General features: G+C 52.8%; 22 protein-coding genes and 2 tRNA genes. 9 read left to right on the top strand and 15 right to left on the bottom strand.

What is annotated here, in order from left to right; genetic code table 11:
• Positions 1 to 2: 2 nt before the first annotated feature.
• Both DI579_RS00465 and mca read right to left on the bottom strand, forming a co-directional pair.
• Positions 3 to 818 carry an isoprenyl transferase gene (locus DI579_RS00465; RefSeq protein ID WP_290595537.1) on the bottom strand — a complete coding sequence of 272 codons (816 nt, stop codon included), beginning with the start codon at positions 816 to 818 and terminating at the stop codon, positions 3 to 5.
• A gap of 83 nt (positions 819 to 901) precedes the next feature.
• Positions 902 to 1810 carry a mycothiol conjugate amidase Mca gene (mca, locus tag DI579_RS00460; protein ID WP_290595538.1) on the bottom strand — a complete coding sequence of 303 codons (909 nt, stop codon included), beginning with the start codon at positions 1808 to 1810 and terminating at the stop codon, positions 902 to 904.
• Between the two features lie 165 nt (positions 1811 to 1975).
• Here mca and greA point away from each other — a divergent pair, with 165 nt between their 5' ends.
• Both greA and DI579_RS00450 read left to right on the top strand, forming a co-directional pair.
• Positions 1976 to 2473 carry a transcription elongation factor GreA gene (gene greA, locus DI579_RS00455; RefSeq protein WP_290595539.1) on the top strand — a complete coding sequence of 166 codons (498 nt, stop codon included), beginning with the start codon at positions 1976 to 1978 and terminating at the stop codon, positions 2471 to 2473.
• Positions 2474 to 2588: 115 nt separating this feature from the next.
• Positions 2589 to 4439, top strand: a complete 1851-nt coding sequence (locus DI579_RS00450; RefSeq protein ID WP_290595540.1) for an acyltransferase family protein — start codon at positions 2589 to 2591, stop codon at positions 4437 to 4439.
• Positions 4440 to 4542: 103 nt separating this feature from the next.
• Here DI579_RS00450 and DI579_RS00445 read toward each other — a convergent pair whose 3' ends face one another.
• The 9 genes from DI579_RS00445 to mfd form a co-directional block, all read right to left on the bottom strand.
• Positions 4543 to 5391 carry a Bax inhibitor-1/YccA family protein gene (locus DI579_RS00445; protein WP_290595541.1) on the bottom strand — a complete coding sequence of 283 codons (849 nt, stop codon included), beginning with the start codon at positions 5389 to 5391 and terminating at the stop codon, positions 4543 to 4545.
• A 254-nt stretch (positions 5392 to 5645) separates the two neighbouring features.
• A tRNA-Leu gene (locus DI579_RS00440) sits at positions 5646 to 5719 on the bottom strand.
• A gap of 23 nt (positions 5720 to 5742) precedes the next feature.
• Entirely contained in the window at positions 5743 to 6744 is a 1002-nt protein-coding gene (locus DI579_RS00435) for a Ppx/GppA phosphatase family protein (protein WP_290595542.1), read from the bottom strand.
• Positions 6745 to 6777: 33 nt separating this feature from the next.
• Positions 6778 to 7338, bottom strand: coding sequence for a DUF501 domain-containing protein (locus DI579_RS00430; RefSeq protein WP_290595543.1), 561 nt, complete (start codon positions 7336 to 7338; stop codon positions 6778 to 6780).
• 47 nt (positions 7339 to 7385) lie between these two features.
• Positions 7386 to 7913: a septum formation initiator family protein gene (locus DI579_RS00425; RefSeq protein WP_303678529.1), complete on the bottom strand. Its 528-nt coding sequence runs from the start codon at positions 7911 to 7913 to the stop codon at positions 7386 to 7388.
• 224 nt (positions 7914 to 8137) lie between these two features.
• The gene (gene eno, locus DI579_RS00420; RefSeq protein ID WP_290595545.1) at positions 8138 to 9415 is read right to left on the bottom strand and encodes a phosphopyruvate hydratase; all 1278 of its coding nucleotides are present in this window, start codon (positions 9413 to 9415) and stop codon (positions 8138 to 8140) included.
• A gap of 206 nt (positions 9416 to 9621) precedes the next feature.
• Positions 9622 to 10389 carry a lytic transglycosylase domain-containing protein gene (locus DI579_RS00415; RefSeq protein WP_303678528.1) on the bottom strand — a complete coding sequence of 256 codons (768 nt, stop codon included), beginning with the start codon at positions 10387 to 10389 and terminating at the stop codon, positions 9622 to 9624.
• Positions 10390 to 10514: 125 nt separating this feature from the next.
• On the bottom strand, positions 10515 to 11420 hold the full coding sequence (locus tag DI579_RS00410) for a MazG nucleotide pyrophosphohydrolase domain-containing protein (RefSeq protein ID WP_290595547.1): 906 nt from the start codon (positions 11418 to 11420) through the stop codon (positions 10515 to 10517).
• The gene (gene mfd, locus DI579_RS00405) at positions 11413 to 15132 is read right to left on the bottom strand and encodes a transcription-repair coupling factor (protein ID WP_290595675.1); all 3720 of its coding nucleotides are present in this window, start codon (positions 15130 to 15132) and stop codon (positions 11413 to 11415) included. The genes DI579_RS00410 and mfd overlap by 8 nt, the downstream gene beginning before the upstream one ends.
• A 127-nt stretch (positions 15133 to 15259) precedes the next feature.
• Between mfd and rfbA the strand changes: the two genes are divergently transcribed.
• Together rfbA and DI579_RS00395 are read left to right on the top strand one after the other, a co-directional pair.
• Positions 15260 to 16129, top strand: a complete 870-nt coding sequence (rfbA, locus tag DI579_RS00400) for a glucose-1-phosphate thymidylyltransferase RfbA (protein WP_303678526.1) — start codon at positions 15260 to 15262, stop codon at positions 16127 to 16129.
• A 107-nt stretch (positions 16130 to 16236) separates the two neighbouring features.
• Positions 16237 to 16308: transfer RNA gene (locus tag DI579_RS00395), tRNA-Gln, on the top strand.
• A 109-nt stretch (positions 16309 to 16417) separates the two neighbouring features.
• Here DI579_RS00395 and epsC read toward each other — a convergent pair.
• Together epsC and cysK are read right to left on the bottom strand one after the other, a co-directional pair.
• A complete protein-coding gene (epsC, locus tag DI579_RS00390) occupies positions 16418 to 17002 on the bottom strand; it encodes a serine O-acetyltransferase EpsC (protein ID WP_303678525.1) in 585 nt (194 codons plus the stop codon).
• 96 nt (positions 17003 to 17098) lie between these two features.
• On the bottom strand, positions 17099 to 18031 hold the full coding sequence (gene cysK, locus DI579_RS00385; RefSeq protein ID WP_290595550.1) for a cysteine synthase A: 933 nt from the start codon (positions 18029 to 18031) through the stop codon (positions 17099 to 17101).
• A 164-nt stretch (positions 18032 to 18195) separates the two neighbouring features.
• On the opposite strand from cysK, the gene glmU reads away from it, so the two are divergent.
• Positions 18196 to 19674: a bifunctional UDP-N-acetylglucosamine diphosphorylase/glucosamine-1-phosphate N-acetyltransferase GlmU gene (gene glmU / locus DI579_RS00380; RefSeq protein WP_303678524.1), complete on the top strand. Its 1479-nt coding sequence runs from the start codon at positions 18196 to 18198 to the stop codon at positions 19672 to 19674.
• 153 nt (positions 19675 to 19827) lie between these two features.
• Positions 19828 to 20805: a ribose-phosphate diphosphokinase gene (locus DI579_RS00375; RefSeq protein ID WP_290595552.1), complete on the top strand. Its 978-nt coding sequence runs from the start codon at positions 19828 to 19830 to the stop codon at positions 20803 to 20805.
• An 88-nt stretch (positions 20806 to 20893) separates the two neighbouring features.
• Here DI579_RS00375 and DI579_RS00370 read toward each other — a convergent pair whose 3' ends face one another.
• Positions 20894 to 21088, bottom strand: coding sequence for a hypothetical protein (locus DI579_RS00370; RefSeq protein ID WP_290595553.1), 195 nt, complete (start codon positions 21086 to 21088; stop codon positions 20894 to 20896).
• Between the two features lie 2 nt (positions 21089 to 21090).
• The gene (locus DI579_RS00365; RefSeq protein WP_290595554.1) at positions 21091 to 21285 is read right to left on the bottom strand and encodes a hypothetical protein; all 195 of its coding nucleotides are present in this window, start codon (positions 21283 to 21285) and stop codon (positions 21091 to 21093) included.
• A gap of 264 nt (positions 21286 to 21549) precedes the next feature.
• Between DI579_RS00365 and DI579_RS00360 the strand changes: the two genes are divergently transcribed.
• The 3 genes from DI579_RS00360 (at position 21550) to DI579_RS00350 (ending at position 24720) form a co-directional block, all read left to right on the top strand.
• Entirely contained in the window at positions 21550 to 22182 is a 633-nt protein-coding gene (locus DI579_RS00360) for a 50S ribosomal protein L25/general stress protein Ctc (RefSeq protein WP_290595555.1), read from the top strand.
• 183 nt (positions 22183 to 22365) lie between these two features.
• Entirely contained in the window at positions 22366 to 22986 is a 621-nt protein-coding gene (gene pth, locus DI579_RS00355; protein WP_290595556.1) for an aminoacyl-tRNA hydrolase, read from the top strand.
• Positions 22987 to 23094: 108 nt separating this feature from the next.
• Positions 23095 to 24720: a peptide chain release factor 3 gene (locus tag DI579_RS00350; RefSeq protein ID WP_303678523.1), complete on the top strand. Its 1626-nt coding sequence runs from the start codon at positions 23095 to 23097 to the stop codon at positions 24718 to 24720.
• The last annotated feature ends 68 nt before the right edge of the window (positions 24721 to 24788 follow it).

The following is a 24788-nucleotide window of genomic DNA, read 5'->3' as shown; positions in this document are numbered from 1 at the left end:
GCTTATTTTCCATAGCGACGGTGGCGGGATGCGAAATCGCGTAGTGCACGCAGGAAATCGACTCGTCGAAATTCTGGCCAGTAGGCGTCAGTAAACCAGATTTCTGAATAGGCGGTCTGCCACAGGAGGAAACCGGATAAACGCTGTTCCCCCGAGGTGCGAATAACAAGATCTGGATCTGGCTGGCCAGATGTATATAGGTGCTCTCCAATGGCTTCTACGGTTACCGCGTCTACAAGATCCTCGGGCTTAGCTCCGCGTGCTATCTCATCGGAGAGTAGAGCCCGCACAGCATCGCATATTTCTTGCCGTCCTCCGTACCCTACTGCCACGTTAACGGTAATCCCCGAGCGGTGTGCAGTGGAGGCCTCTGCATGACGAAGATCCTCCGCAATAGATGCCGGAAGAAGATCCATATGCCCCATCAGGTGAATCCGCCAATTGTGGCCCGGCGCGGCAATTTCTTCTACAACATCACGAATAATGGCGAGGAGTTCATCAAGTTCTTCCGCAGAACGACCAAGATTTTCTGTAGAGAGCAGATAGAGGGTGACGCAGTCGATGCCATCAATCTCACTGCACCACTCCAGCATTTCTACAATTTTCAGAGCACCTGCACGGTGTCCACTCGCAACGTCAGTGAAACCAGCTTCCCGTGCCCAGCGACGATTTCCATCGCACATAACGGCAATGTGGGCGGGCTTGGGTAAAGGCGCAATTGTACGGAGGAGGTGCTGTTCGTAGAGCGGATACAGTACCGCCGCTGCTGTATTCGCTAGGGGATGTCGTAACCAGCGTCGCAGGGCTTTGTTTTTCACTCTTACCAGAGTAACCAACTTCCGCTATATCGTCGCCTTTAGCGAAAGGAAAATATTCAGGCTAGTGCAACACAATATGTCCTTTACAGTAATTCTGGGCGAATTGTCGATGCGTCTATTTCTGTATTCTCGGGAAGTTGTGTAAAAAGTCCTTTTTCTGGCAGTGAAACAGGAACGCGTGTACTTGCTAGTTCAAAATGTTCCCACGGCCAGGCAACCCGTTGAATATCAAGGGGTGCAAAGAAGAAAACACTCGTTGGATCAATCTGTGTAGCATGCGCCTGTAGTGCTTTTTCCCGCTGCGCAAAATAGTCTCCACATTCCACGCAGGTAGTAGCGCGTTCAAAACCTCGTCCTTTATCCTTGCCCCACTTATCTAATAATTCACCGTAGGGGCTAGCAAGGTGACGACGTTGATATTCCTTATCAAAGGCTTTAAACCGTTCACGCGTGAGGTTGCGATCAAAATATATTTTGAATGCTTGCCACGGGCGTCCAGAATCTGGGAATGCTGCCGGATTACCGGCTTCATGCCACGCAATCATGGATACTCGATGTGCCTGAATATGGTCAGGATGCGGGTATCCACCATTTTCGTCATACGTAATAATGACGTGCGGGCGGAACTCGCGAATAAGCCGCACCAATGGTTCGGCAGCCGTGTAGGGGTCGAGGGAAGCGAATGATCCTTCGGGCAGATTAAGGAGTGGATCGCCCTCTGGTAGCCCAGAGTCAACGAATCCTAGCCACCGATGGTGAACACCAAGAATAGAGGCGGATGCTGCCATTTCTTGGATACGTACGTCGTGCAGATGTTCTCTAATGGCGGGATCGGTAATAGTGGGGTTCAGGACGTCACCACGCTCCCCACCCGTTAACGTTGCCACCATTACCGTATGCCCCTCATCGGCATAACGAGCTAGTGTAGCCGCCCCTTTAGATGCTTCATCGTCAGGGTGTGCGTGCACAGCAAGAAGCCGATATTTAGCCATCTTTCCTCTCCTTTAGAGCTAACAATTTCACCATAAGCGTTATTGCAATAATGTGCTCATTTTGCCTACTCCAAAGAAAAACTGCTGATCGCATGGTAGAATCAGGCTAATGCGCGGCCTCACACAGGCCGTGCTTGTTTATTTATTGGAGATGGAGGACCGACTATGACGGAACCCCAAGAGACCTGGCTTACGCAAAAAGCCTACGATCGCTTGCAAAGTGAGCTCAAGGGTCTAATCGAAAACCGCCCCATTCTTGCTGCCGAAATCAATGAACGGCGCGAGGAAGGCGACCTCAAGGAAAACGGTGGCTACCATGCCGCACGCGAACAACAAGGTCAGGAAGAGGCGCGTATTCGTCAGCTCCAAGAACTCCTCGCTAATGTCACTATTGGCGAAGCCCCCACTGAGTCTGGCGTTGCTAGTCTCGGTATGGTTGTCACGGTGTACTACGACGGCGATGAGGATGACGATGAGACTTTCCTGCTCGCTACGCGCGAAGAAGGCGGCCGAGATCCGAATCTGGAAACCTATTCCCCAGACTCTCCTCTTGGTAAAGCCCTCTTGGGTGCCAAGGCCGGCGACACTCGTACATACGATCTGCCCAATGGAAAAACCTGCGAGGTCACTTTAGTCTCAGCTGAGCCTTACCACGAGGATTAACTGAGAATTCTGTACACCACAGAATGACTGAAAGAGTCTGAAGAATACTCGATGATACGCGAAAGCGAGGAGGCCGTATGTCGGCTTTCCTCGCTTTCGCGTTACTATTGACAGCATGACAAAACGACCACAGTCAGCCCGGCTGCGCCGCGTCCCTGGAATTGATGGACTCCGCGGTCTCGCAGTAATAGCTGTGGTCTTGTACCATTTTTTCAAACCAGTATTCCATGGTGGTTTCCTCGGCGTAGATGTTTTCTTCGTCCTTTCTGGTTTCCTGATCACGTCACTACTTATCCGTGAGCAAGCCAGCACTGGCCGAGTCTCACTGAAATATTTTTGGGTGAGACGTGTCCGCCGCATTCTCCCTGCCGCATTTACCGTCATGGCTGTGGTAGCTGCCCTTACACTGTTCACCAAAGGTGATTCACGTGTCGGGCTAGGCTGGCAAATGCTGAGTATCCTCACGTTCTCTAATAACTGGGTACAAATTGCGCAGTCTCACAGTTACTTCGCGGATAGTGCTCCGCAGGTATTCTCCCACTACTGGTCGTTGGCGGTAGAAGAACAGTTCTATGTCATTTGGCCGCTTCTTTTTGTCGCACTGTGTGCGCTAGGCCTGCGACGTAAACACTGTTTGGTAGTAACGGGCTTCCTGGGGATTGTTTCTGCTGTTCTTATGGGAGTATTAGTCCATCCTGGTCTTGATCCCACACGCGTCTACTACGGTACGGATACTCACGCATTCGGCCTGCTTTTGGGCGCCTTTATGGCTTTCTGGATGTCGTCCCAAAATGCTTCACAACTTGCCGATTCATGGCCGAAGTATCAAACCTTTGCCAGATTCCCCCGCCTCATAAGTTTTAATTCTGTTATTGCTCTACTAGGCCTTTGTGTACTTTTTGTCGTTCTCCCCGATACCGGAATTTGGACATACCGCGGCGGAATTGTTCTAGCATCCCTTCTTAGTGGTGTTGTCCTCTACGCTATTGTGCAAGAAATTGGCCCCGCGAACTGGATCTTTAAAAGCCGTGTTCTGCGCTGGCTAGGTGAACGCTCTTTCAGCCTTTACCTTTGGCACTGGCCGCTTATTGTCATGATCTCGGAACCTTTCCGAATGCATGGGCAAAAGCATTCCCTCATCGCTGGGTTTATTGCACTAGCCATTACTGTGCCACTGTCTGCACTCTGGTACCGGTACATTGAGACTCCGTTCCGCCGTAAGGGAGTAGGAGAAACATTCCGTACTCTTTTCTCTCCGCTGGCACATCCTCGGGATGCCAAAGCGTTATTCTCTCGACGGCTCACTGATACAGCCATCATTCTTGCCGTTCTTGTTATGGCGGTAACGTCTGGTGCTACCGCACCGCATAAGACGCGGATTCAGCAGAATCTGGAAGCTATGCGTGTCCAAGGTACGCAGTCGAAGCCGCGGCCAGTACAGCAACGTCAGCATTTACAGCATCGTTCTTTCCCCCGCGGGGACGAGATTACGGCACTGGGAGATTCCGTTATGCTGGCCAGTCTCCATGGGCTCCAGCACGCTTTCCCCGGCATCTACGTTAACGCCGATATTTCCCGCGCATGGCCGTGGGCTCCAGGCTATATTGCCCAGATGAAACGAAACAATACTTTGGGTCATTTCGTTGTACTGGGACTAGGTACTAATGGTCTTGCAACCCCCGGAGAGATTGACCAGATTATTGATGAAATTGGCCCTGACCACATTGTTATTTTGGTAAGTCCTTATGGTGATCGCCCGTGGATGGAAGAATCTCGACAGCAAATCTATGCTGCTGTTCGGGCTCACAAGAATACTTATCTGGCGCGCTGGTATGAGGCTGTAGCAGCTAATCCAACAATTGTGCAGGAGGATGGCATACACCCCGGTGAAGCAGGCGGGAAACTCTACGCTCGGGAAGTCCGCAATGCACTAGAACGCTGGGCACATTACAAGTCCCGTCTATAAAAGGCGAAAGGCTTGCCCTCTAGACAGAGCGCTGCTAGACAGAGCACCCCTAGACAGAGCGCTGAAGGGTACGAGAGTAATAAACTACCGAGCCGGAATGAGATTAGTCTCGGAAGTAAGAGAGAAAACGCAGAATCTCGGTGTAGAGCCAGACAAGAGTGACGGTAAGTCCTAGTGCAATACCCCAGGCGTAGCTGGCTGGCATACCGGAGCGCACTGCTTGATCAGCTGAATCAAAATCACTGAGGAAAGAAGACGCTGCCAGAGCAATACAAATAAGCGAGAAGATTATGGCGACAGGGCCATGGTAAAGACCAAAGTAATCGGGGGTTTTCAGAATAAGGCTAATAAGCTGATTAACAATAATCACAGCGAGGATACCGAACATAGTTCCCGTGAGAATACGGGTGAACTTAGGGGTAACTCGGACAGCCCCAATACGGTACACCACTAGCATCCCAATAAAGACGCCAATTGTTCCGGCTATGGCTCCGAAAATAATACCCATAGCGGGCTGACCGCCCACTTTATACCCGGCGACTATCTGTGAGAAGGCGCCTAACCACATGCCTTCAAAAATAGCATACAGGATGGTGACGGGTGCGGACTGCATTTTTCTACCGAGGGTAGAGATAAGCACCAAAATAAAAGAGGCGACGATGCCGATAAAGGTGAGCGCTGCACTCGCCATTTGGCTCTGTAAGGATATGACAAAACTGATGATGGAGGTAACGACAAGAACGCCTAGTGTAATTCCGGTTTTGGTGACAACATCATCAATGGTGATGGCACGCTCGTATGTTGTCGGCATCTGGCCGGGAACCGAATACTGTTGTTGAAACGGTGCCTGTCCATACTGCGGAGGATAATACGCCTGCTGATTATTTGCTGCAGTATTCTGTTCTCCCCGCTTTACTGCTTCCAACACAGGGTTATTACTGCGTAGGGCCATCGTGTGGATCCTTTCCGGCAATTGCGCGCTGCAATGAGCCCGATTTATCTATCCTATATAACGCTTAATCGTCTTATATAGTTCCTCCCCACTACACAACAGTGAAGTAAATGGTCACTTCTATAGTTCTCTACGAAGGACTACTAAAGAGAAAACGGCACTGTTACACGTGCTTCTGTACTCCCTGGTGTATTAAAAATGACGTATCCAATGACGTATCAAGGGAAGAGAAGCCACGTCACCGCGGGTAAAAGTGCCCCCAGTGGGATTCGAACCCACACTGTGCCGGTTTTAAGCCGGGTGCCTCTGCCGATTGGGCTATGGGGGCAATACTCAGTTGTATGTACGGTTTTACGCACGACGATGAAGTAGACCGTACACCAAACCATCGAGAATGTCGCGTTCGCTAACGACAACCTCAGTAACACCACATACTGAATTCAGTTGTGATGCAAGCTCCTGCACTACAATAGCACCTCCACCGATAACATCCGCACGGCCTGGATGCATGGGGCCAAAATCCATGCGTTGTTCCGGCGTCATCCGAATGAGGTCATCGGTAATGCGCTGCAATTGTGCAAGAGAAAGACAAGAATGATGAATCCTTGCTGCATCATACTTATCTAAGTGTAAAGCCAGAGCCGCAATAGTCGTAAAAGTACCTGCTAAACCAACCCACGTGTGCACAGTATCAACCGCAAGACGGTTAAAAGCTATGTCTAGTTGTTCCCGCACGCATTGACGTGCCGCCGTAATTTCTTCCTCCGTGGGTGGCTGTGAATGCAGATAACGTTCCGTCAGTCTCACACATCCAATGTTGAGTGAGATCGCGTCATCGACATGCGGAAGACCAGAAGAAATATTCTGGGAAGAGGTACCCTGCTCAGTCTCACTCCCTCCTAGTGCGAGCTCTGTTGAACCGCCTCCTAAATCGACAACGAGGAAAGGACCACTACTGCTATGGAGATCTGCAACGGCACCTCCGAAGGAAAGCTGTGCTTCTTCTTCCCCAGAGATAACTTCTGCCTGGCTACCAGGAATAACACGGCTGAGTTCCCGCTGTGTCATAGCGAAGAAATCGTCCCTATTATCAGCATCACGGCTGGCAGAGGTTGCCACCATGCGAACGCATTCAACATTGTGCGTAAGCATAATATCGACGTACTTGGAAAGTGCTTGACGAGTCCGTTCAATAGCGTCTGCATCGAAAACACCATTTTTATCGACGCCCTCCCCCAACCGCACAATTTCCATGCGCCGAGCGACCTCATGAACACACCCATCCTTGTCCTGCTCAACAAGCAGTAGGCGAATAGCGTTCGTGCCACAATCAACGGCCGCAACAGAAGTCATAAGAAGTCCTTCCTACCAGGTGAAATGCCTAACCTAATTCACACCCATATCTGTAAGCGCATCTGTAATCCCCAAATCTGCAAGAGTGGGCCAATCTTTGGGAATAGCTGTACCACGCAGTCCACCCTCATCGGCAGCTCGCGCTACCGCTTCATCGCCAAGAAGGACTACCCCCGGCCCCTCAGAGAGAGCATAGGCCATAAGCACATGTATGCATTTCACACGATCCGGCATACCCCCACCGGAAAAATTTGTCCCCAAATCCTCCATACTATTTCGCTTATCCAAGTAGTGCTGGTGCGCCGCCTGATAATTAGCCTGCAGCTGAGGATCAGTATGGAGGCGCTCAGTCATGTCCTTCATAAGATGGGACGCTTCCATGCGGGAAGCCTGTGCCACTAGACGTGGTTCCGTCAAATAGTAGAGAGTGGGAAACGGGGTACCGTCTGGGAGACGAGGTACAGTCATCACTACAGCGGGTTCCCCATCGGGCGTGCGATAAGAAATAGCAACAACGCCTCGCGGAGTGCGACCCAATTGTTCAGCTACACGGTGCAAATCTGCTTCGCTTGGCAGTTGGGAATGAGTGCTCACTAATACGCCTTACTATAAAAGTTCTACTAATTGTTTTACTGAATGTTCTACTGCGAGTTTTTGTCAACAGGCTCGGGTACAGAGATGCTTCGCCACAGATCGTGATACCACGGACCCGTACCATTGAGGCTAAGGGGAGAAACATCCTCAACACGTTGTTGTGCGTTATCTTTCTCTTTCTTTCCAGGAAGAATAACGCGGAAACCAGTCTCTCCACGCGGTACTAAAAGAAGCCGTTGACGTGCCTGCTCTTCAATAGTTTTCGGGTCATTCTGTACAGCTAGTTGATCTTCTTTACGTTTTATTTCTTTTTCCAGTTGTGCATTCTCTGCCTGCAACGACGCTTTTTCCGTACGCTGCTGGAAATATGTTCGTACCGGAGTAACCAGAGAAACTGCCAGCACTACTATCACAATGCCAACAAGAAGAATGCGGGCTGGTCCCATCCGCGACTCCTGCCACCGTTGCAGGAAACTGCTGTGGCGGTTATCTGGTTCAGTGGACGATCGGGTACGCCAATGGCGGGTGGCAGACTCTGACTCTTTATAGGACTCTTTATAGGATGTGTGCGCCATCGGTCCTCCCTTCACCAGTCCGTAGGCTAGCTATTCAGTTGGCCATTAGCCGGTACTGTCGATAGAGCCAGTAGCCGGGGTCAATAGCCGGTACTCCTTCGTATGAACATTGTCCTATCTACATAGTACGCGGGCACCACCCAGGAATAGGTGATGCCCGCGTAAGATTATGCGTTCCTTCTGTTCTGCATTAGCTAGTGGCAGAACAGTCCGTTACACGATAATTAGGCGTTGAAACGGGGGAAGGCGGCAGCGCCAGCGTACTTGGCGGAGGCACCGAGGCGCTCTTCGATACGGAGGAGCTGGTTGTACTTGGCAACGCGCTCGGAACGAGCAGGAGCACCAGTCTTGATCTGTCCACAGGACAGAGCAACAGCGAGATCAGCAATGGTGGTGTCCTCGGTCTCACCGGAACGGTGGGACATCATGCAAGCGTACTTGGCGCAGTGAGCCATCTGTACAGCGTCGATGGTCTCGGTGAGGGAACCAATCTGGTTGACCTTCACGAGGAGTGCGTTAGCAACGTTCTTCTCAATGCCCTGGGCGAGGCGAGCTGGATTGGTGACGAAGAGGTCGTCGCCGACGAACTGGACCTTGTCGCCGAGTTCAGCGGTGAGCTCTGCCCAGTTATCCCAGTCGTTCTCATCCAGCGGATCCTCGATGGAGACGATCGGGTAGTTAGCGATGAGGTCTTCGTAAACCTTGGTCATCTCGGCAGCGGTGTGGACGCCACGCTCGAAGTGGTAGCCGTCATCCTCGCAGAATTCGGAGGAAGCAACGTCCATAGCAAGGGCAATGTCCTTACCAGCTTTGAAGCCAGCCTTCTCGATGGCGGCAACGATGAGGTCAAGAGCGTCCTTGGTGGAAGCGCAGTCAGGGGCGAAGCCGCCCTCGTCGCCGAGGCCGGTGGAAAGGCCCTTAGCCTTAATGGTGGACTTCAAGGAGTGGTACACCTCAGCACCCCACTGGAGGGATTCTTTGAAGGTGGAGGCACCGATCGGGGCAATCATGAATTCCTGAACGTCAACACCGGTGTCGGCGTGTGCGCCACCGTTGAGGATGTTCATCATTGGGACGGGGAGGAGGTTAGCGGTGGGGCCACCAATGTACTGGAAAAGTTCCAGATCGGCGGACTGGGCAGCAGCCTTGGCAGCGGCCAGGGACACACCGAGGATGGCGTTGGCGCCAACGCGACCCTTGTTAGGAGTGCCATCAACCTCAATCATGGCAGCGTCGATAGCACGCTGGTCAGCAGCATCCAGGGAGAGGACGGCCGGAGCCAGCTCAGAGTTCACAGCGTCGCAGGCCTTCTGGACACCAGCGCCGTTGTAACGGTCACCACCGTCACGGAGCTCTACAGCTTCGTGCTCACCAGTGGAGGCACCGGAAGGAACACCGGCGCGACCGAAAGCACCGTCTTCAAGAACAACTTCAGCTTCAACAGTGGGGTTACCACGGGAGTCGAGAATCTCGCGAGCAATTACTTCAACAATAGCCGCCATTACGGAGGCCCTCCTTTTGTTATGTCTTGATCAACCCGCTGGACTTCTGTGAAAATTTTTCTACGAAAATTCTTCTACACGTGCGGGTATCAGTATCCATTCTCTCACGAATGAACAATTATTACGCTACCCGGAAAACAAGTAATGAGAGAAAAACTACAACATTCTGTGATCTATCTCATTCAATATCTCAAACGGGCTGTTCACTAGAGCTTGCGCATCAGATAATTCCATCGTAAACCCCGCCCTTGCCCATAAGCAGAAGCGGCCCTATACACTGCACGAACATACTTCATAGAGCAGTTGTAACTAAGAATTGCCTGCTGCCACTGCTCGGGAACAGCCAGATCACGATCGTTATGACATAAATAACGCCCCGCGGTAACAGCAGCATCATCAATATTGTCGGGGTTAGCCACGCCGTCACCGTTAGCATCTACCCCAAAATGACGCCATGTTTCCGGAATGAACTGGAAGGGACCCATCGCCACGTCATACTGGCTATTCCCATCTAAGACACCTTTATCTGTGTCGCGAATGCGTTGCGTATCATGCTTCCCATCCAACTGCACCCCCCGAATTTTGTGCGACGTTGTGCCATCAGCACGCACCTGTGCGCCGCCATACGTACCATGCTGGCTTTCAATAAAGGCCAACCCTGCCAACGTTGTCCACTGCAGATGACATTCTGGCATAGTCTGTTTCAACGTTTGTTCAGCATTGCCGTAGGCTCGCAAAGCACGTGCAGAAAACCCAAGTCGAGGAGCCCATTCATGCGACCACTCTTCTAACTGGTCAGATGTTTGTCCAGCTTCATTAATCGCAACATACGGAGCAGGCGCACTCTCCCCCGGTACTTTTGTGTCCAAGTACTTCGTACTGTCCCAGTCCTGGTACACCCAAGCAGCTACACCCAACCCTGCTGCGAAAACAAGAACAAGCAAGACTACGAAGAGCCGACGCACAACTTTCACGTAAAAACTTTCACACTAATTTGTAGAATAAGCATCAATTTGCGCACACCCATCATGCACTGGCTGTACTGACTGCACTAGCCATGCAGACTCTTTCCTAGGGTAACTAATGTCATGAGCCGCATCTACTTACCGCGCAATCGCTGCAAAAACTCCAGAGAAACCTTCCTCACTTTTTCCTCCGCAGAACCTCGACCATCCTTATCAACATCGGTAATTTTGCGAAGTAACAAAGGAATATCCGTTTCACTAACCCCTGCCCGGCGCGCCCGCTTAACAACTTGTGAAGCAAGCGAAAGAGCCGGCTGTGACCGCACAATGCCCACAAACGGAGAACGATTTTCACGCTTTTTCGATGCTTGCCAGAGAGCGTCCTGTTCTGCTGCTGTTGCCGGAAACTGGCCCCCGTTAAAAGCGTACGGCATTCTCCTTTTCAGCTTATCCAGCAGAGAGTTCGCCACATCGTCATAGGTGAAATGGGCATCTCCAGTAGCACTCTCCCCCACTGCAGAGTGGAAGAGTACTTCTAAAAACACGTCGCCTAATTCGGAAACAATGTCTGCTGTGCCAGAATCAGAATCGCGAATGGCGTCCACTAATTCATAGGTTTCTTCCAACAAATAGGGCACTAAGCTCTGGTGTGTCTGCTCGCTTTCCCAGGGACCGTGGCTGCGCACATGCGTCATTACGTGAGCCGCTTCTACCATACTCATACCTGCCGGTAATTCCGCCTTCCGCCAATCCCATTCCGCTGCCTCAGAATCGCACTGTGGATATGCGGCGTCCCAGTCTGCTTTCCCCAAACTGGTAAAAATATAGCGAGTGTTTTCGGGAAGGTGCGGCGCCTCGCTGGGGGTCCACTCTGAATCTGTACGCCGGAGTTCTCCCCAGGCGGTAAGTGTGGGGTAATACTCGGCGATTTCAGCAGAAACAAGACATGCCTCGCCAGCTTGTACGGCAGGTACCATATCTGCTGTCAGTAACCCTGGGAATCTTTCATCGAGCTGCCAGACGGTAATGACATTAGCCATGGGAACGCTTCCTTCGGCGAGACCTGGATGTAGAACGTGACGACGCGGTATCTACCGATGGTACCGACTCTTCTGCATTGTCCTCTACAGATTTTTCTGTAGAAGAGGTGTGCTCGGAGCTTCCGTCAGTATTGTCAGAAGACTCTTCTGGCCGCGGCGGTTCAAGAGAAATACGAGGAATTCCTTTCACTCCGGTAATAAGGTCCGCAACCCACTGGAGAAGATCATCATCGCGGATCCTCTCCCCCGCCAGGTTTTTCCCTCCTACACGAGGTAGCGGCACGGCAACCTGCTGTACTGTAGCGCGGTAGCGGGCCTGCGGATAGAGACGTCGCAACCGTACTTGTTGAGAATCCAGTAACGCCAGTGGCGAAATACGTAGGGTTGATCCGGTGAGCCCAATGTCTGTAATGCCGTGTTGTTGTGCTAGTTGACGAAGCAACGCAACCGAGAAGAGCCGCTGTGTAACGTCCGGTATTGCCCCATAACGGTCTTCTAATTCGGCTGTTACTGCGGCCAGATGAGCACGGTCACCAGCTTGTGCAATCTTTCGGTAAGCCTCTAAACGGAGTCGTTCTCCCTCAATGTAGCTGGCAGGAATATGGGCATCGACTGGCAGTTCTACCCGCACCTCACGGGATACGGGTTGTTCTACTGCCTTGCCATCTGCGGCGGCACGGAAAGCATCCACGGCTTCACCAACGAGCCGCACGTAGAGGTCGAATCCCACCCCGGCAATATGCCCAGATTGTTCCGCCCCCAATACATTTCCGGCGCCGCGTAGTTCCAGATCTTTCATAGCAACGGCCATGCCGGCGCCTAGATCATTATTATGTGCAATTGTTTTCAAGCGGTCATAGGCCACCGTGGTAAGTGGTTTTCCGGCCGGGTAGAGGAAGTAGGCGTAGCCACGTTCGCGTGAACGCCCCACACGGCCACGCAGCTGGTGCATCTGTGAGAGACCGAGGCGGTCGGCATGGTCCACAATGAGCGTATTGGCGTTAGAAATATCGAGTCCTGTTTCCACAATGGTGGTGCACACCAACACATCCCATTCATGGTTCCAGAATCCGTCTACTGTCTGCTCCAGTAATTGCTCCGACATTTGTCCGTGCGCAACGGCAATGCGTGCTTCTGGAACTAACTCTCCTAATTGTGTTGCAACAGCATCAATATCGGATACTTTATTGTGAACGAAGAAAACTTGCCCGTCACGCAAGAGTTCACGGCGGATAGCAGCCGCCACCTGTTTAGGATCGTAGGCGCCCACATAGGTGAGAATAGGTTGACGGTCCTCGGGAGGGGTAAGAATCGTCGACATCTCGCGAATGCCCGCCAAACTCATTTCTAGAGTGCGCGGGATAGGGGTGGCGGAGAGGGTGAGAACATCCACGTGGGTACGTAGGGCTTTGATATGTTCCTTGTGCTCCACCCCAAAACGCTGCTCCTCGTCAACAATGACAAGTCCCAGATTTTTCCACTGCACGCCTGGTTGTAGAAGGCGGTGCGTACCGATAACAATGTCCACAGTACCGTCTCGTAAACCCTCCAGAATTTCCTGTGATTCCGCTGGAGAAGTAAAGCGGGACAACCCCTTCACCGTCACGGGAAAACCGGCCATGCGTTCACTAAAGGTCTCTAAATGTTGTTGCGCCAAAAGTGTGGTGGGTACCAGCACTACAACCTGGGTACCATCCTGTACGGCTTTGAAGGCCGCCCGCATAGCTACTTCAGTTTTTCCGTAGCCAACATCCCCCACCACCACACGGTCCATGGGGGTGGGTTTTTCCATGTCATTTTTTACATCGTCAATGGCATGCAGCTGGTCTTCCGTCTCCACATAGGGGAAGGCGTCTTCCATCTCTTGCTGCCAAGGTGTATCGGGGGCGAATGCATGTCCGGGGGCAGCCTGCCGGGCTGCATAGAGTTGCACTAGTTCACCAGCGATTTCTCGGACGGCTTTACGGGCTTTGCGCTTCGTATTTTTCCAATCCGAGCCACCCATTTTGCTCAGTGCTGGTTGTTCCCCACCCACATAGCGGCTGAGCTGGTCGAGTTGCTCCATGGGAACATAGAGACGGTCGCCGCCCTGTCCACGTTTTGAGGGGGCATATTCGATAACGAGGTACTCGCGGCGGCTGGTCCCCTCCCCTGTTTTAATGGTGCGTTCCGTCATTTCCACAAAACGACCAATGCCATGTTGATCGTGTACCACCAGGTCGCCGGCTTTGAGTGCCAGCGGGTCAACAGCGTTACGACGTTTCGCCACGCGGGAACGTCTACTGCTGACCGTGCCGACGCGGGAACCGGTGAGATCAGGTTCCGAAAGAATGAGGAGTTCTGGAAGCTCCACCCCATTACGACAGTTACCTGCCAGGAAATTCACTTTCCCTACGGCAGGCTGGTAGCCCGGCGCGAGTTGGTGGAGAACAATGTCTCGTTCACGTAGCTGCTGGTGAAGACGCCGATAGGTGGAGGCGGGACCAATGAGAAAGACGGGTTTTTCTGTTCCATCTGTTGTGTGGAGCCGATGGTGTAGTCCCTCAACAAGGTCATTGATGGCAGTGAGGTCACCGCGTGGTGCGGGTGCGGCAGTCCAGGATAGTTCGTGGAGGGGGGAGCCTTGCGGTGCGTCCACGTTGAGCATGCCGGGCGGGTTGAGGACCCACCAGCGTCCGTCGTTATCCAGAGTGTCCTCGTGGACTTCTCGCAGTGTGCGGTAGGCGCCTTGTCCGAGATTGAGAAGGTCAATGGGGGCTTCTCCGCCGTCAGCGGCGTTTTCCCAGGACGCATCGAGGAATTCTGCGCAGGTGCGAGTGAGGTCGGCGGTGCGGGTACGAATTTTTTCTTGGTCACAGACGACGGTAATGGCTCCTGCGGGCAGGAAGCTGGGGAGGAGCTGGAGGTCATCTGGGACGAGTGCGGGAATGAAGGCTTCGCGGCCGGTTACTGGTATGCCGTGGGAGAGTTTGTCGAGCATGTCAGCGATGGCTGTGTAGCCAGCGAGGTCCTGGGAGAGTTTCGCGGCGCGATGCTCCATGTCTTCTGTCATAAGAAGCTCCGAGCATGGGTACATGGCAACCCAGGTGAGGTCAGCGTCGGGGATAGTGCGCTGGTCTGCAACGGCGAAGGTGCGGATGTCAGAGATTTCGTCGCCCCAGAATTCGATGCGCACGGGGTGTTCGGCGGTGGCCGGGAAGATATCGACAATGCCGCCGCGGACAGCGAAATCCCCGCGCCGTGCGACTAGGTCGACGCGTTCGTAGGAGAGGCCGGTCAGAATTGTGGGAAGCTCTGCGAAATCGATTTCTTGGTCAACGTGCAGAATGAAGGGTTCTGTGTGAGCGAGGGAACCTTGCAGGGGTTGGATGAGGGAGCGAGCTGCCGCCACAACAACACGCAATGGGGTGATGGGGCAGTTTTTGTTGGGGTGGTCGGCAAGTTGTAGCCGGTGGAGGACTTCCAGCCGTCGCCCTACGGTGTCAATGGAGGGTGAGAGTCGTTCGTGTGGAAGGGTTTCCCAGCTTGGGAAGTAGGCGACGCCATCGCCTAGGTAGGTAGCGAGTTCGGCGGTGAGTTCTTCGCCTTCGTGACCTGTTGCCGTCACTACAAGGAGGGGTGTGGTTGTTGCGAGACCTGCAAGAATGAGGGGTCGGGCGGCATCAATACTATTGATGGTGAGGTTGCGTTCCGCGCGGGAGGCATCGTTCAGTACTTCTTGGAGGGCAGGATTGTGGAGTGCTAATTCGAGGGGTACACGCCCTAGTGGGGTGTCGTGAGGTGCATCGTGGACGGCGGGAACAGAAGAGTTGGTCACGCTTCTAGCGTAAACTAGAAACATGCGTGGCATCATTTTGGCGGGCGGTACGGGGTCGCGCCTGTTCCCTATGACGATGGCTGTCAGTAAACAATTACTCCCGGTTTATGACAAGCCGATGATCTACTATCCTCTTTCTACCCTAATGTTGGCGGGTATTGAGGATATTCTTATCATTACGACCCCAGTGGATCGCCCCCAGTTTGAGCGTTTGCTGGGTGACGGTAGCCACCTGGGTCTGCGTTTGCAGTATCTTTCGCAGGAGAAGCCGGAGGGGCTTGCCCAGGCGTTCGTATTGGGTGCGGATTTCATTGGCGACGACCATGTGGCGCTTATCTTGGGCGATAACATTTTTTATGGCCCCCGTTTGGGAACTCAGCTGCGCCGGTTTGCGCAGGTTGATGGTGGTGCTGTTTTCGCCTATCAGGTGCGGGAGCCGCAGGCGTATGGTGTGGTTGATTTCGATGCTACGGGCAGGGCGCTATCTATTGAGGAAAAGCCTGCTCACCCACGTTCATCTTTTGCTATTCCTGGCCTGTATTTTTATGACAATTCCGTTATTGAGGTAGCTCGACACCTACAGAAGTCTGCACGCGGCGAGTATGAGATTACGGATGTCAATCGCCACTATTTGGAGGCTGGGAAGCTGCATGTGGAGGTACTGCCGCGCGGTACCTGTTGGATGGATACCGGCACTGTGGATGATCTGATGAGTGCTGGCGACTATGTGCGTGCGGTAGAGCAACGGCAGGGGCAAAAAATTGGGGCTCCGGAGGAAGTTGCCTGGCGGTTGGGGCGTATTGACGATGCGCAATTGCGGGCGCTGGCGTCTGCACAAACCTCCTCTGGCTATGGCGATTACTTGCTAGCCCTGGTCGATGGGGTACACTAAGGAAGCTTCGAAGGCTGATCTTTGAGGCTCGTCGCACACTGTCCTACAGGTAGTACTGTCCCACAGATAGCACTGTCTCACAGGTTAGTGCCGCGATTTTTCCACAATCTCCCGTGGTGTAATAGGCAACACAGCTGGTTTTGGTCCAGCCGTTCTAGGTTCGAGTCCTGGCGGGAGAGCATAACAATAACAGAAAATAATAACGGTGCCCTGCCTGTCTGAGTACAGGCGGGGCACAAACGTATTACATAGTCAACTGTAGGATCCGTACAGTCTAGATATAGATATCTAGATGTAGATAGCGGGATCGATATATTCGGCCGGGTCCACTAAAAGCTCAGTCTGGTTGGCTTGTCGATGCAGCACCTCAGCTGGGATCCCAATAAGAATTGAGTCCGGGGGTGCATCGTGCACCACAACAGCATTGGCACCGATAGCGCAATCGTCACCAATAACGACGGGCCCTAGCACCTTGGCACCGCAGCCTACCTGTACACGGTTACCAATAGTGGGATGGCGTTTCCCTTTGTCCAGTGAGCGTCCACCGAGTGTCACCCCGTGGTACAGCATGACGTCGTCACCTATTTCGGTTGTTTCGCCAATAACAACACCCATACCGTGGTCAATGAAGAAACGCCGGCCAATAGTGGCCCCAGGGTGAATTTCAATGCCGGTAATAGAGCGAGTTATTTGGGACCCCACACGGGCGAGGGGGCGTAGTACGGGGATCTGCCACATAGCGTGAAAAACGCGGTAGGCCCAGATAGCGTGCAAACCGGAGTACACCAGTGCATTTTCTAAGTCGCCTCGTGAAGCGGGGTCATGCGTACGCGCATTCTGTAGGTCTTCACGAATAAGGGCGAGAATATTCACTGGGGTTCCTCACATACAGTCAGAGAAGTTCCGCGCAATAGGGGCGGAACTTCTCTGATCCTATCGTTTTAGATGTAGCGAGAAAAAGATATCTCGTTAATTTCGAATATCGTCGAAGAGAATGGTGGATACGTAGCGCTCACCAAAATCGGGAATAATAACGACGATATTCTTCCCCTTGTTCTCGGGACGAGCCGCAAGCTGTAGTGCAGCATAAAGCGCAGCACCAGCAGAGATACCACCAAGGATGCCTTCCTCCCGTCCGGCCTTACGAGCGGTTGCGACAGCATCATCGTCAGTGACGTCAATAACTTCGTCATATATATCGCGATCCAAAACGTCGGGAACGAAATTGGCTCCCAGGCCCTGGATCTTGTGCGGTCCGGCGTGTCCTTCGGAAAGGAGTGGTGAGGTTGCGGGCTCTACTAGTACTACCTGTACATCCGGGTTAGCTTCCTTAAGGGCCTGCCCTACTCCGGTAAGGGTGCCGCCGGTGCCCACACCTGCTACAAAAATATCCACCTTGCCATCAGTATCGCGGAGAATCTCCTGCGCGGTGGTTTTACGGTGGATATCGGGGTTGGCGGGGTTGGCGAACTGGCTGGCGAGAATGGAGTTAGGGGTGGACTCAACAATTTCCTTTGCACGATCCACTGCCCCCTGCATGCCTGCGGATCCTGGCGTAAGTTCAATCTCCGCACCGAAGGCCTTCAGCATAACCTGTCGTTCTTTCGACATTGTTTCCGGCATTGTCAAAATAACGTGGTAGCCGCGGGCAGCACCCACCATTGCTAGTGCAATACCGGTATTGCCGGATGTTCCCTCAACAATAGTTCCGCCGGGCTTTAGATCTCCGGATTTCTCGGCTGCATCAATAATGGCGCGGCCAATGCGATCTTTTACGGAATTAGCGGGGTTGAAGTACTCAAGTTTTGCGAGAACAGTAGCTCCCGTATTTTTTGTAAGTCGGTTCAGTCGGACGAGTGGAGTGTTACCGATAGTCTCAGTGACGTCATTGTAAATAGCCATGAGGAAGTCCCCTTTTCTTAGAACTTGTTAATGGTCCAACGGACGAACCGTCGGTTCTGATATTTCCATAGTGCTCACTAGTATGCGAGGATGCCGAGTTTCGTTCACTATGACGCAAAGCACGTAAGATGGAATTAATCAGCTTCTCGAGCGCAGAGGGATTTATGTCTAAAACTGCTGCATCGCCTATTACCGTCATCATTCTCGCGGCCGGATTAGGGACGCGAATGAAGTCCTCCACCCCGAAAATGCTCCATAGTTTATGTGGGCGCACAATGCTAGAACATGCTCTTCATGCTGCCGCCGGGGTATCGCCTGACAACATTGTGGTAGTGACGGGTCACCAGCGTGAGCGCGTGCAGCAGGCAGTGCGCCACAGTGCCGGGGACCTTGGATGTCCTGTCCTTACCGCCGTCCAAGAGGAACAAAACGGTACGGGTCATGCCGTCATGTGTGGTCTTTCGGTGCTCCCGGAGGACTTCACCGGCACAATTCTTGTGACTACGTCAGACGTTCCCCTGCTGGATTCTGCCACTCTGCATGATTTGGTAAACGTCCACGACCAGCATCCGCGTCCGGCCGTAACAGTCCTCACCGCCACCGTGCCCAACCCCACTGGCTACGGACGTATCGTCCGCAATGCGAGTGGTGAAGTACTGTCCATCGTTGAAGAAGCAGACGCTAACGAGGACGAAAAAGCTATTACCGAGGTGAACTCGGGTGTTTATGCGTTCGATGCTGCCCAACTGCACCGCTCGCTTGAGCTTCTCGATACCAATAATGAGCAAGGCGAACTTTACCTCACTGACGTTGTGTCTATTGCCCGGCAAGCAGATCGTCCCGTGCGAGCGCACCATCTTGATGATGCCTTCACCGTTGCCGGTGTGAACAACCGCGTACAGTTGGCGGACGTTTCCGCCGAAATGAATCGCCGTATCCTTGTTCATTGGATGCTGGAGGGCGTCACCATTATTGATCCTGCTACTACATGGATTGATGTGGATGTGGAACTGGCACACGACGTTACTATCCTGCCCGGCTGCCAGCTGCATGGCCACACCACGGTGGGTGAAGGATCCACACTTGGCCCCGATTGTTCCCTTACCAATGTGACAATTGGCTGTAACGCTAGTGTTGTGCGCGCTCATGGATCCGATTCTGTTATTGGTGACGGTGCCACAGTAGGTCCCTGGGCGTATCTACGCCCAGGTACACACTTGGGAACTGACTCCAAGATGGGAACATTCACCGAGATGAAGAACGCCACTATTGGCGAAGGCACGAAAGTTCCGCATCTTACCTACGTGGGTGACGCAACCGTTGGCGACTACTCCAACATTGGGGCGTCTAGCGTGTTCGTCAACTATGACGGAGTCAACAAGCACCACACCACAATTGGTTCTCACGTACGCATGGGGTCCGACACCATGTACGTTGCCCCAGTTACTGTGGGGGACGGCGTATATTCCGGGGCGGGAACTGTTATTCGCCACGATGTCCCGGCGGGTGCCCTTACTTATAGCGATGCCCCGCAGCGGATTGTCAACGATTGGGTGCTTCACCATCGTCCGGGTACTGCCGCCGCGGAAGCTGCAGCAAAAGCACAGGAAGATGCTCAGAAAGACACTCAAAAAAAATACTAGTGCCGTTGGCAATGACACGAAGGCCGACCAGGATACCGCAAAAAAGTAATATCTTTCACGCTTTCCCCCGTCCTGAAAATTTATCGGGAATGCCTTTTATCCACTAACGTTGAAACTACCCACCACTACCACAAACGAGGATAACGATTCCCTTTGTCCAGTAAACGCAGCACTCAGGAAAAGAACCTCATTCTTATCTCCGGTCGCGCACATCCGGAACTTGCCGAAGAAGTAGCCCAGGAGTTGGGTGTCACTCTCACAAAGACAACTATGCGCAACTTCGCCAACGGAGAGATCTTCGTTCGTTATGAAGAATCTGTGCGTGGCACCGACGCATTCGTCATCCAGAGTTTCCCTGCTCCGCTGAACGAGTGGCTCGTTGAGCTTCTCATCATGATTGACGCGTTGAAGCGTGGCTCTGCCCACCACATCACCGCCATTCTCCCCTTCTACCCCTATGCCCGTCAGGACAAGAAGCACATGGGTCGCGAGCCTATCTCTGCTCGTCTCATTGCGGATCTTCTGAAGGCTGCCGGTGCCGACAGAATCGTCTCCGTGGATCTACACACGGACCAGATTCAGGGATTCTTCGATGGCCCAGTTGACCACATGCATGCCATGGGGCAGTTGGCACAGTACGTCAAAGACAAGTACGGCACCAAGAACATTGTCGTTGTCTCCCCCGATGCCGGTCGTGTGAAGGCCGCGGAAAAGTGGGCTAACATCCTCGATGGTGCTCCCCTGGCCTTCGTCCACAAGACCCGCGACCCCCGCGTCGCGAACCAGATTGTGGCACACCGTGTTATCGGTGATGTGAAGGGCCGTACCTGCGTTCTTATTGACGACATGATTGACACTGGCGGCACTATTGCCGGCGCAGTAAAGGTTCTGAAGGAAGCTGGCGCTGGCGATGTTGTTATCGCCTGCACGCATGGCGTGTTCTCCGATCCTGCTGCTGAGCGTCTCGCTAACTGCGGAGCGAAAGAAGTTATTGCCACCAATACGCTGCCTATTCCGGAAGAGCATTGCTTCGAAAACCTCACAGTCCTGTCCATGGCTCCCCTCCTAGCTGCCACCATTAATGAAATCTTCGATAATGGTTCTGTAACTGCACTGTTTGAAGGTGCCTAGGATAGGGTTCGCAACTCTCTGATACAGATGAATGGGGCTGCTACCAGACGGTAACGTCGGTAGCAGCCCCATTCACGCAATAAGTGGCTTATTTTCCGCTCAGTAGAGCTATATAAGAGGCAGTCAGTAATATCATTCCGAAAACAATAACAGCGATGAATGCTCCAGCTGCAATATCCGCTGATCGTCCTTGGTTAAGAGGATGATCGCGCAGAATGAGGACGGCGGCAACAATACCTAAAATAAGTGCCACAAGCATGACGATAATGCCAACAACACTCATATTTACACCCCTCCTTTAATATCGCCGGTAGCAAAAAAGAGGATAGTTGTGAGAAGTAGCCATACGGCCAGCGCAATTATGCAGGCGATAGTAACATCTCCAGCTTTTCGGTGCCCCGCCCATACCCATATCACGCCGAGTGTGATACCGATAATGGCGAAAACAACCACAAGGGTAATCGTCCATCCCAGTGCCATGCTCTTCTACTTTCTTTTGGAGAGATACCTTAAATAGTACCGAAAATGGTACTGGCTAAGTTGGGAGGATGCGCGCTCGTCAGCTAAACTTATCTCGTTATCTCGGCGAGGGCTAAAGATAAGCCGTTATCGACGCGATAGTGTGGGGTTCTTTACTTCCGCGGTCGTGTTGGGTGCCTTGCCGCGATGGAAAACTTTCTATGCAGCGCTTTTAGCGCGCAACGTTTCGCACGAATTTACCTGAATCTATAAGGAGCTATACCCATGGCACTGAGAACTCTTGCCGCACCCACTCGTACTGAATTTGGTAAAGGTGCTGCCCGCCGTACCCGTCGCGCTGGTAACATTCCCGCCGTTGTTTACGGACACGGTGCCGACCCTATCCACATTGCCATTAACAATCTTGGTTTCCTCGCCATTGTTCGCGAAGAAGGTATTAACGCCGTTATCTCCCTTGATATTGACGGCGAAGAAACCACTGCCCTGGTAAAGTCCATTGCCCAGAATCCACTTACCCGCGAAATTGAGCACGTTGACTTCCTCATCGTTAAGAAGGGCGAAAAGGTTGAGGTTGAGGTGCCGCTGGTTGTCGAAGGCAACGTTGCTTCTGGCGCTATCTTCCTCATTGAGCTCGACGTTCTTAAGGTCAATGCAGACGCCCTCAGCATTCCGGAAGACATCACCATTTCAGTAGAAGGCATGGAAGCTGGCAGCACCATTACTGCCGGCGATGTGAAACTGCCAGAAGGCGTTGAACTCGCCGATGATCCGGAACAGCTCCTCGTCAACGTCACCTTCGAAGAGATTGAAGACACTACCCCCGATACCGGCGAAGAAGAAGCAGAAGCAGCTACTGAAGAAGCTGCTAGCGAAGCTGCCGAGTCTACCGAGGAGTAATTCTCCTTCTCCCCTCCGCATTCAGTGCTGTAAGGGTCTTGTCATAAGGGTCTCACTGGTATTACCGCCAGTGAGACCCTTGTGCTTTTCACAGCACTGCCTTACTGCACACAATGGTCTGCTTGGGAATGGCTCTATCTGGGAATAGCTCTGCCTGCCCAAACGTGCGAGAATAGAAGCATTATGAGTCCTAGTGCGCAGATCCCCGATATTAATACTGTTTCCGGCCCCATACTGATCGCCGGTTTAGGCAATCCCGGGGCACAGTACGAGCTCACCCGACACAATGTGGGGTACATGGCGCTCGACGAGCTCTGCGAACGGACCAGCCCAACCGTCACCCTCTCCCCCAATAAACGCACTAATGCACTGGTAGGGCGCGGCACGCTTAACGGCACGCCTGTTATACTTATGAAATCCCGAACATACATGAATGATTCGGGCCGTGCTATTGCTGCTACTGCACAGTTTTTTAGTGTTCCTGCCACCAACATCATTGTTCTACACGATGATCTTGATCTGGAAGAAAATACGCTGCGTCTAAAACGTGGAGGTGGCGAAGGTGGCCACAATGGTCTGAAATCCATGACACAACATCTCGGGACCAAAGACTATCTACGTGTTCGTATCGGTATTGGTCGTCCACCGGGACGCATGAACCCCGCCGACTATGTGTTAAAGCAGTTCTCGGCACGCGAATGTGAAGATCTGGGAGTCACTATCCAGGAGGCAGCTGATGCCGTCGAGCTTCTTCTCCAGGAAGGTTTAGCATCAACCCAAAATCGTGTTCACTCACGCCATTGATGGTCTGTACCCTACCTGATCTGTCCTGCTTGATCTGCTACGCCACTGCTTATCTAACAATTATCTAGCCAGCCCTCATTTTTCACTACTCTCCAAGGACAAGCCCCCGTGAATGCTCTTTCCCCCGCTGTTGAAGCACGCCGCCGCCGCACTTTCGCCATTATTTCTCACCCGGATGCCGGTAAATCAACACTGACGGAGGCACTCGCCCTACACGCGCACGTCATTAATGAGGCGGGAGCTGTCCATGGTAAAGCGGGGCGTAAAGCCACAGTCTCCGACTGGATGGAGATGGAGCAGGCACGCGGTATTTCTGTCTCCTCTACTGCCCTACAGTTCGAATACCTCCCGCAGGGATCAAAAGGTGCGGAGGGAGACGGGCAGCCCTACGTTATTAACCTTGTTGATACACCCGGCCACTCGGACTTTTCGGAAGACACGTACCGTGTTCTTACCGCCGTTGACGGCGCACTTATGCTGATCGATGCGGCAAAAGGTTTGGAGCCGCAGACCCTGAAACTTTTCCGCGTCTGTAAGTCCCGCAACATTCCCATTATTACTGTCGTGAATAAGTGGGATCGTCCTGGTAAAAGCCCCCTTGAACTGCTTGACGAGATAGCGGAAGAAATTGATCTCACCCCCACCCCTATTTTTTGGCCAGTGGGTATTGCTGGGGATTTTCATGGTCTTGCCCGACTTGATGCCGACGGTATGCCCACGGAATATATTGAGTTCACGCGTACCGCAGGCGGCTCAACTATTGCCCCTGAGGAGCATTTCACGCCGGAGGAAGCAGTACAACAGCAGGGCGATAACTGGACAACCGCGGCAGAGGAATCGACACTGTTGGCGGAGATGGGGCAGGTTCACGATGAGGAACTTTTCCTAGCGGGCGCAACCTCCCCCGTTATTTTCGCCTCCGCTAAGCTCAATTTCGGCGTTCACCAGATTCTTGACAGTATCGTTAACCTGGCGCCGCATCCGGCAGGACGTGAAGACGTTAATGATGTCTTTCACGATCTTGACGATGACTTCTCTGCTGTTATCTTCAAAGTACAGGCCGGCATGGATTCTGCTCACCGTGACCGGCTGGCCTTCATGCGGGTTGTGAGCGGCGAATTTGAGCGCGGCATGGTAGTAACCCACGCCCAGACGCAGAAACCTTTCACCACAAAGTATGCGCTGACAGTATTCGGGCGCGATCGTGAGACTGTAGAGACGGCCTACCCCGGCGACGTCGTGGGCCTTGTTAACGCCTTAGGCCTAGCCCCCGGCGATACTCTCTACAAAGGGAAGAAGGCCCAGTACCCGCCTATTCCTGCTTTCGCACCGGAGCACTTCGCTACGCTACGTGCCGCCTCCCTGTCCAAGTACAAGCAGTTCCGTAAGGCAGTTGATGAGCTGGGTGCGGAAGGTGTTGTACAGATTCTGACCAATGATTTGCGTGGTGAGTCCAACCCGGTGATGGCTGCGGTGGGTGTGCTGCAGTTTGAGGTTGTCCAGGCACGTATGCGGGCAGAGTACAACGTGGAGACTGTCATCGAGAATATTCCTTACACGGTGGCCCGGAAGACTGATGCGGAGTCTGCAGATGAGCTGGGGCGCCAGCGCGGTGTGGAGATCTTTACCCGCCAAGATGGTGAGCTTATTGCTCTTATTAGCGATAAGTGGCGTCTCAACTATCTGCAGAAAGAACTTCCCGATTTAACACTCGATACTCTCATCGCTGATTAAGCACCACCAGCTAATCGGCGTGCTAACCAATACGCATAAGTAATGGGCTGTTGCTTCCTTTTCTCGGA

Origin of the sequence: Lawsonella clevelandensis (assembly GCF_003241315.1) — a bacterium.
Classification (GTDB): Bacteria; Actinomycetota; Actinomycetes; order Mycobacteriales; family Mycobacteriaceae; genus Lawsonella; species Lawsonella clevelandensis_A.
Note: the sequence above shows the minus strand (reverse complement) of the source record. Positions and strands in the feature narration are given on the sequence as shown.

Bases quoted from the DNA above. Each gene is read 5' to 3' on its own strand.
- mca (WP_290595538.1), bottom strand. From the start codon at position 1,810: ATGGCTAAATATCGGCTTCTTGCTGTGCACGCACACCCTGACGATGAA.
- greA (WP_290595539.1), top strand. From the start codon at position 1,976: ATGACGGAACCCCAAGAGACCTGGCTTACGCAAAAAGCCTACGATCGC.
- DI579_RS00450 (WP_290595540.1), top strand. From the start codon at position 2,589: ATGACAAAACGACCACAGTCAGCCCGGCTGCGCCGCGTCCCTGGAATT.
- DI579_RS00445 (WP_290595541.1), bottom strand. From the start codon at position 5,391: ATGGCCCTACGCAGTAATAACCCTGTGTTGGAAGCAGTAAAGCGGGGA.
- DI579_RS00435 (WP_290595542.1), bottom strand. From the start codon at position 6,744: ATGACTTCTGTTGCGGCCGTTGATTGTGGCACGAACGCTATTCGCCTA.
- DI579_RS00425 (WP_303678529.1), bottom strand. From the start codon at position 7,913: ATGGCGCACACATCCTATAAAGAGTCCTATAAAGAGTCAGAGTCTGCC.
- eno (WP_290595545.1), bottom strand. From the start codon at position 9,415: ATGGCGGCTATTGTTGAAGTAATTGCTCGCGAGATTCTCGACTCCCGT.
- DI579_RS00410 (WP_290595547.1), bottom strand. From the start codon at position 11,420: ATGGCTAATGTCATTACCGTCTGGCAGCTCGATGAAAGATTCCCAGGG.
- rfbA (WP_303678526.1), top strand. From the start codon at position 15,260: ATGCGTGGCATCATTTTGGCGGGCGGTACGGGGTCGCGCCTGTTCCCT.
- cysK (WP_290595550.1), bottom strand. From the start codon at position 18,031: ATGGCTATTTACAATGACGTCACTGAGACTATCGGTAACACTCCACTC.
- glmU (WP_303678524.1), top strand. From the start codon at position 18,196: ATGTCTAAAACTGCTGCATCGCCTATTACCGTCATCATTCTCGCGGCC.
- DI579_RS00370 (WP_290595553.1), bottom strand. From the start codon at position 21,088: ATGAGTGTTGTTGGCATTATCGTCATGCTTGTGGCACTTATTTTAGGT.
- DI579_RS00365 (WP_290595554.1), bottom strand. From the start codon at position 21,285: ATGGCACTGGGATGGACGATTACCCTTGTGGTTGTTTTCGCCATTATC.
- DI579_RS00360 (WP_290595555.1), top strand. From the start codon at position 21,550: ATGGCACTGAGAACTCTTGCCGCACCCACTCGTACTGAATTTGGTAAA.
- pth (WP_290595556.1), top strand. From the start codon at position 22,366: ATGAGTCCTAGTGCGCAGATCCCCGATATTAATACTGTTTCCGGCCCC.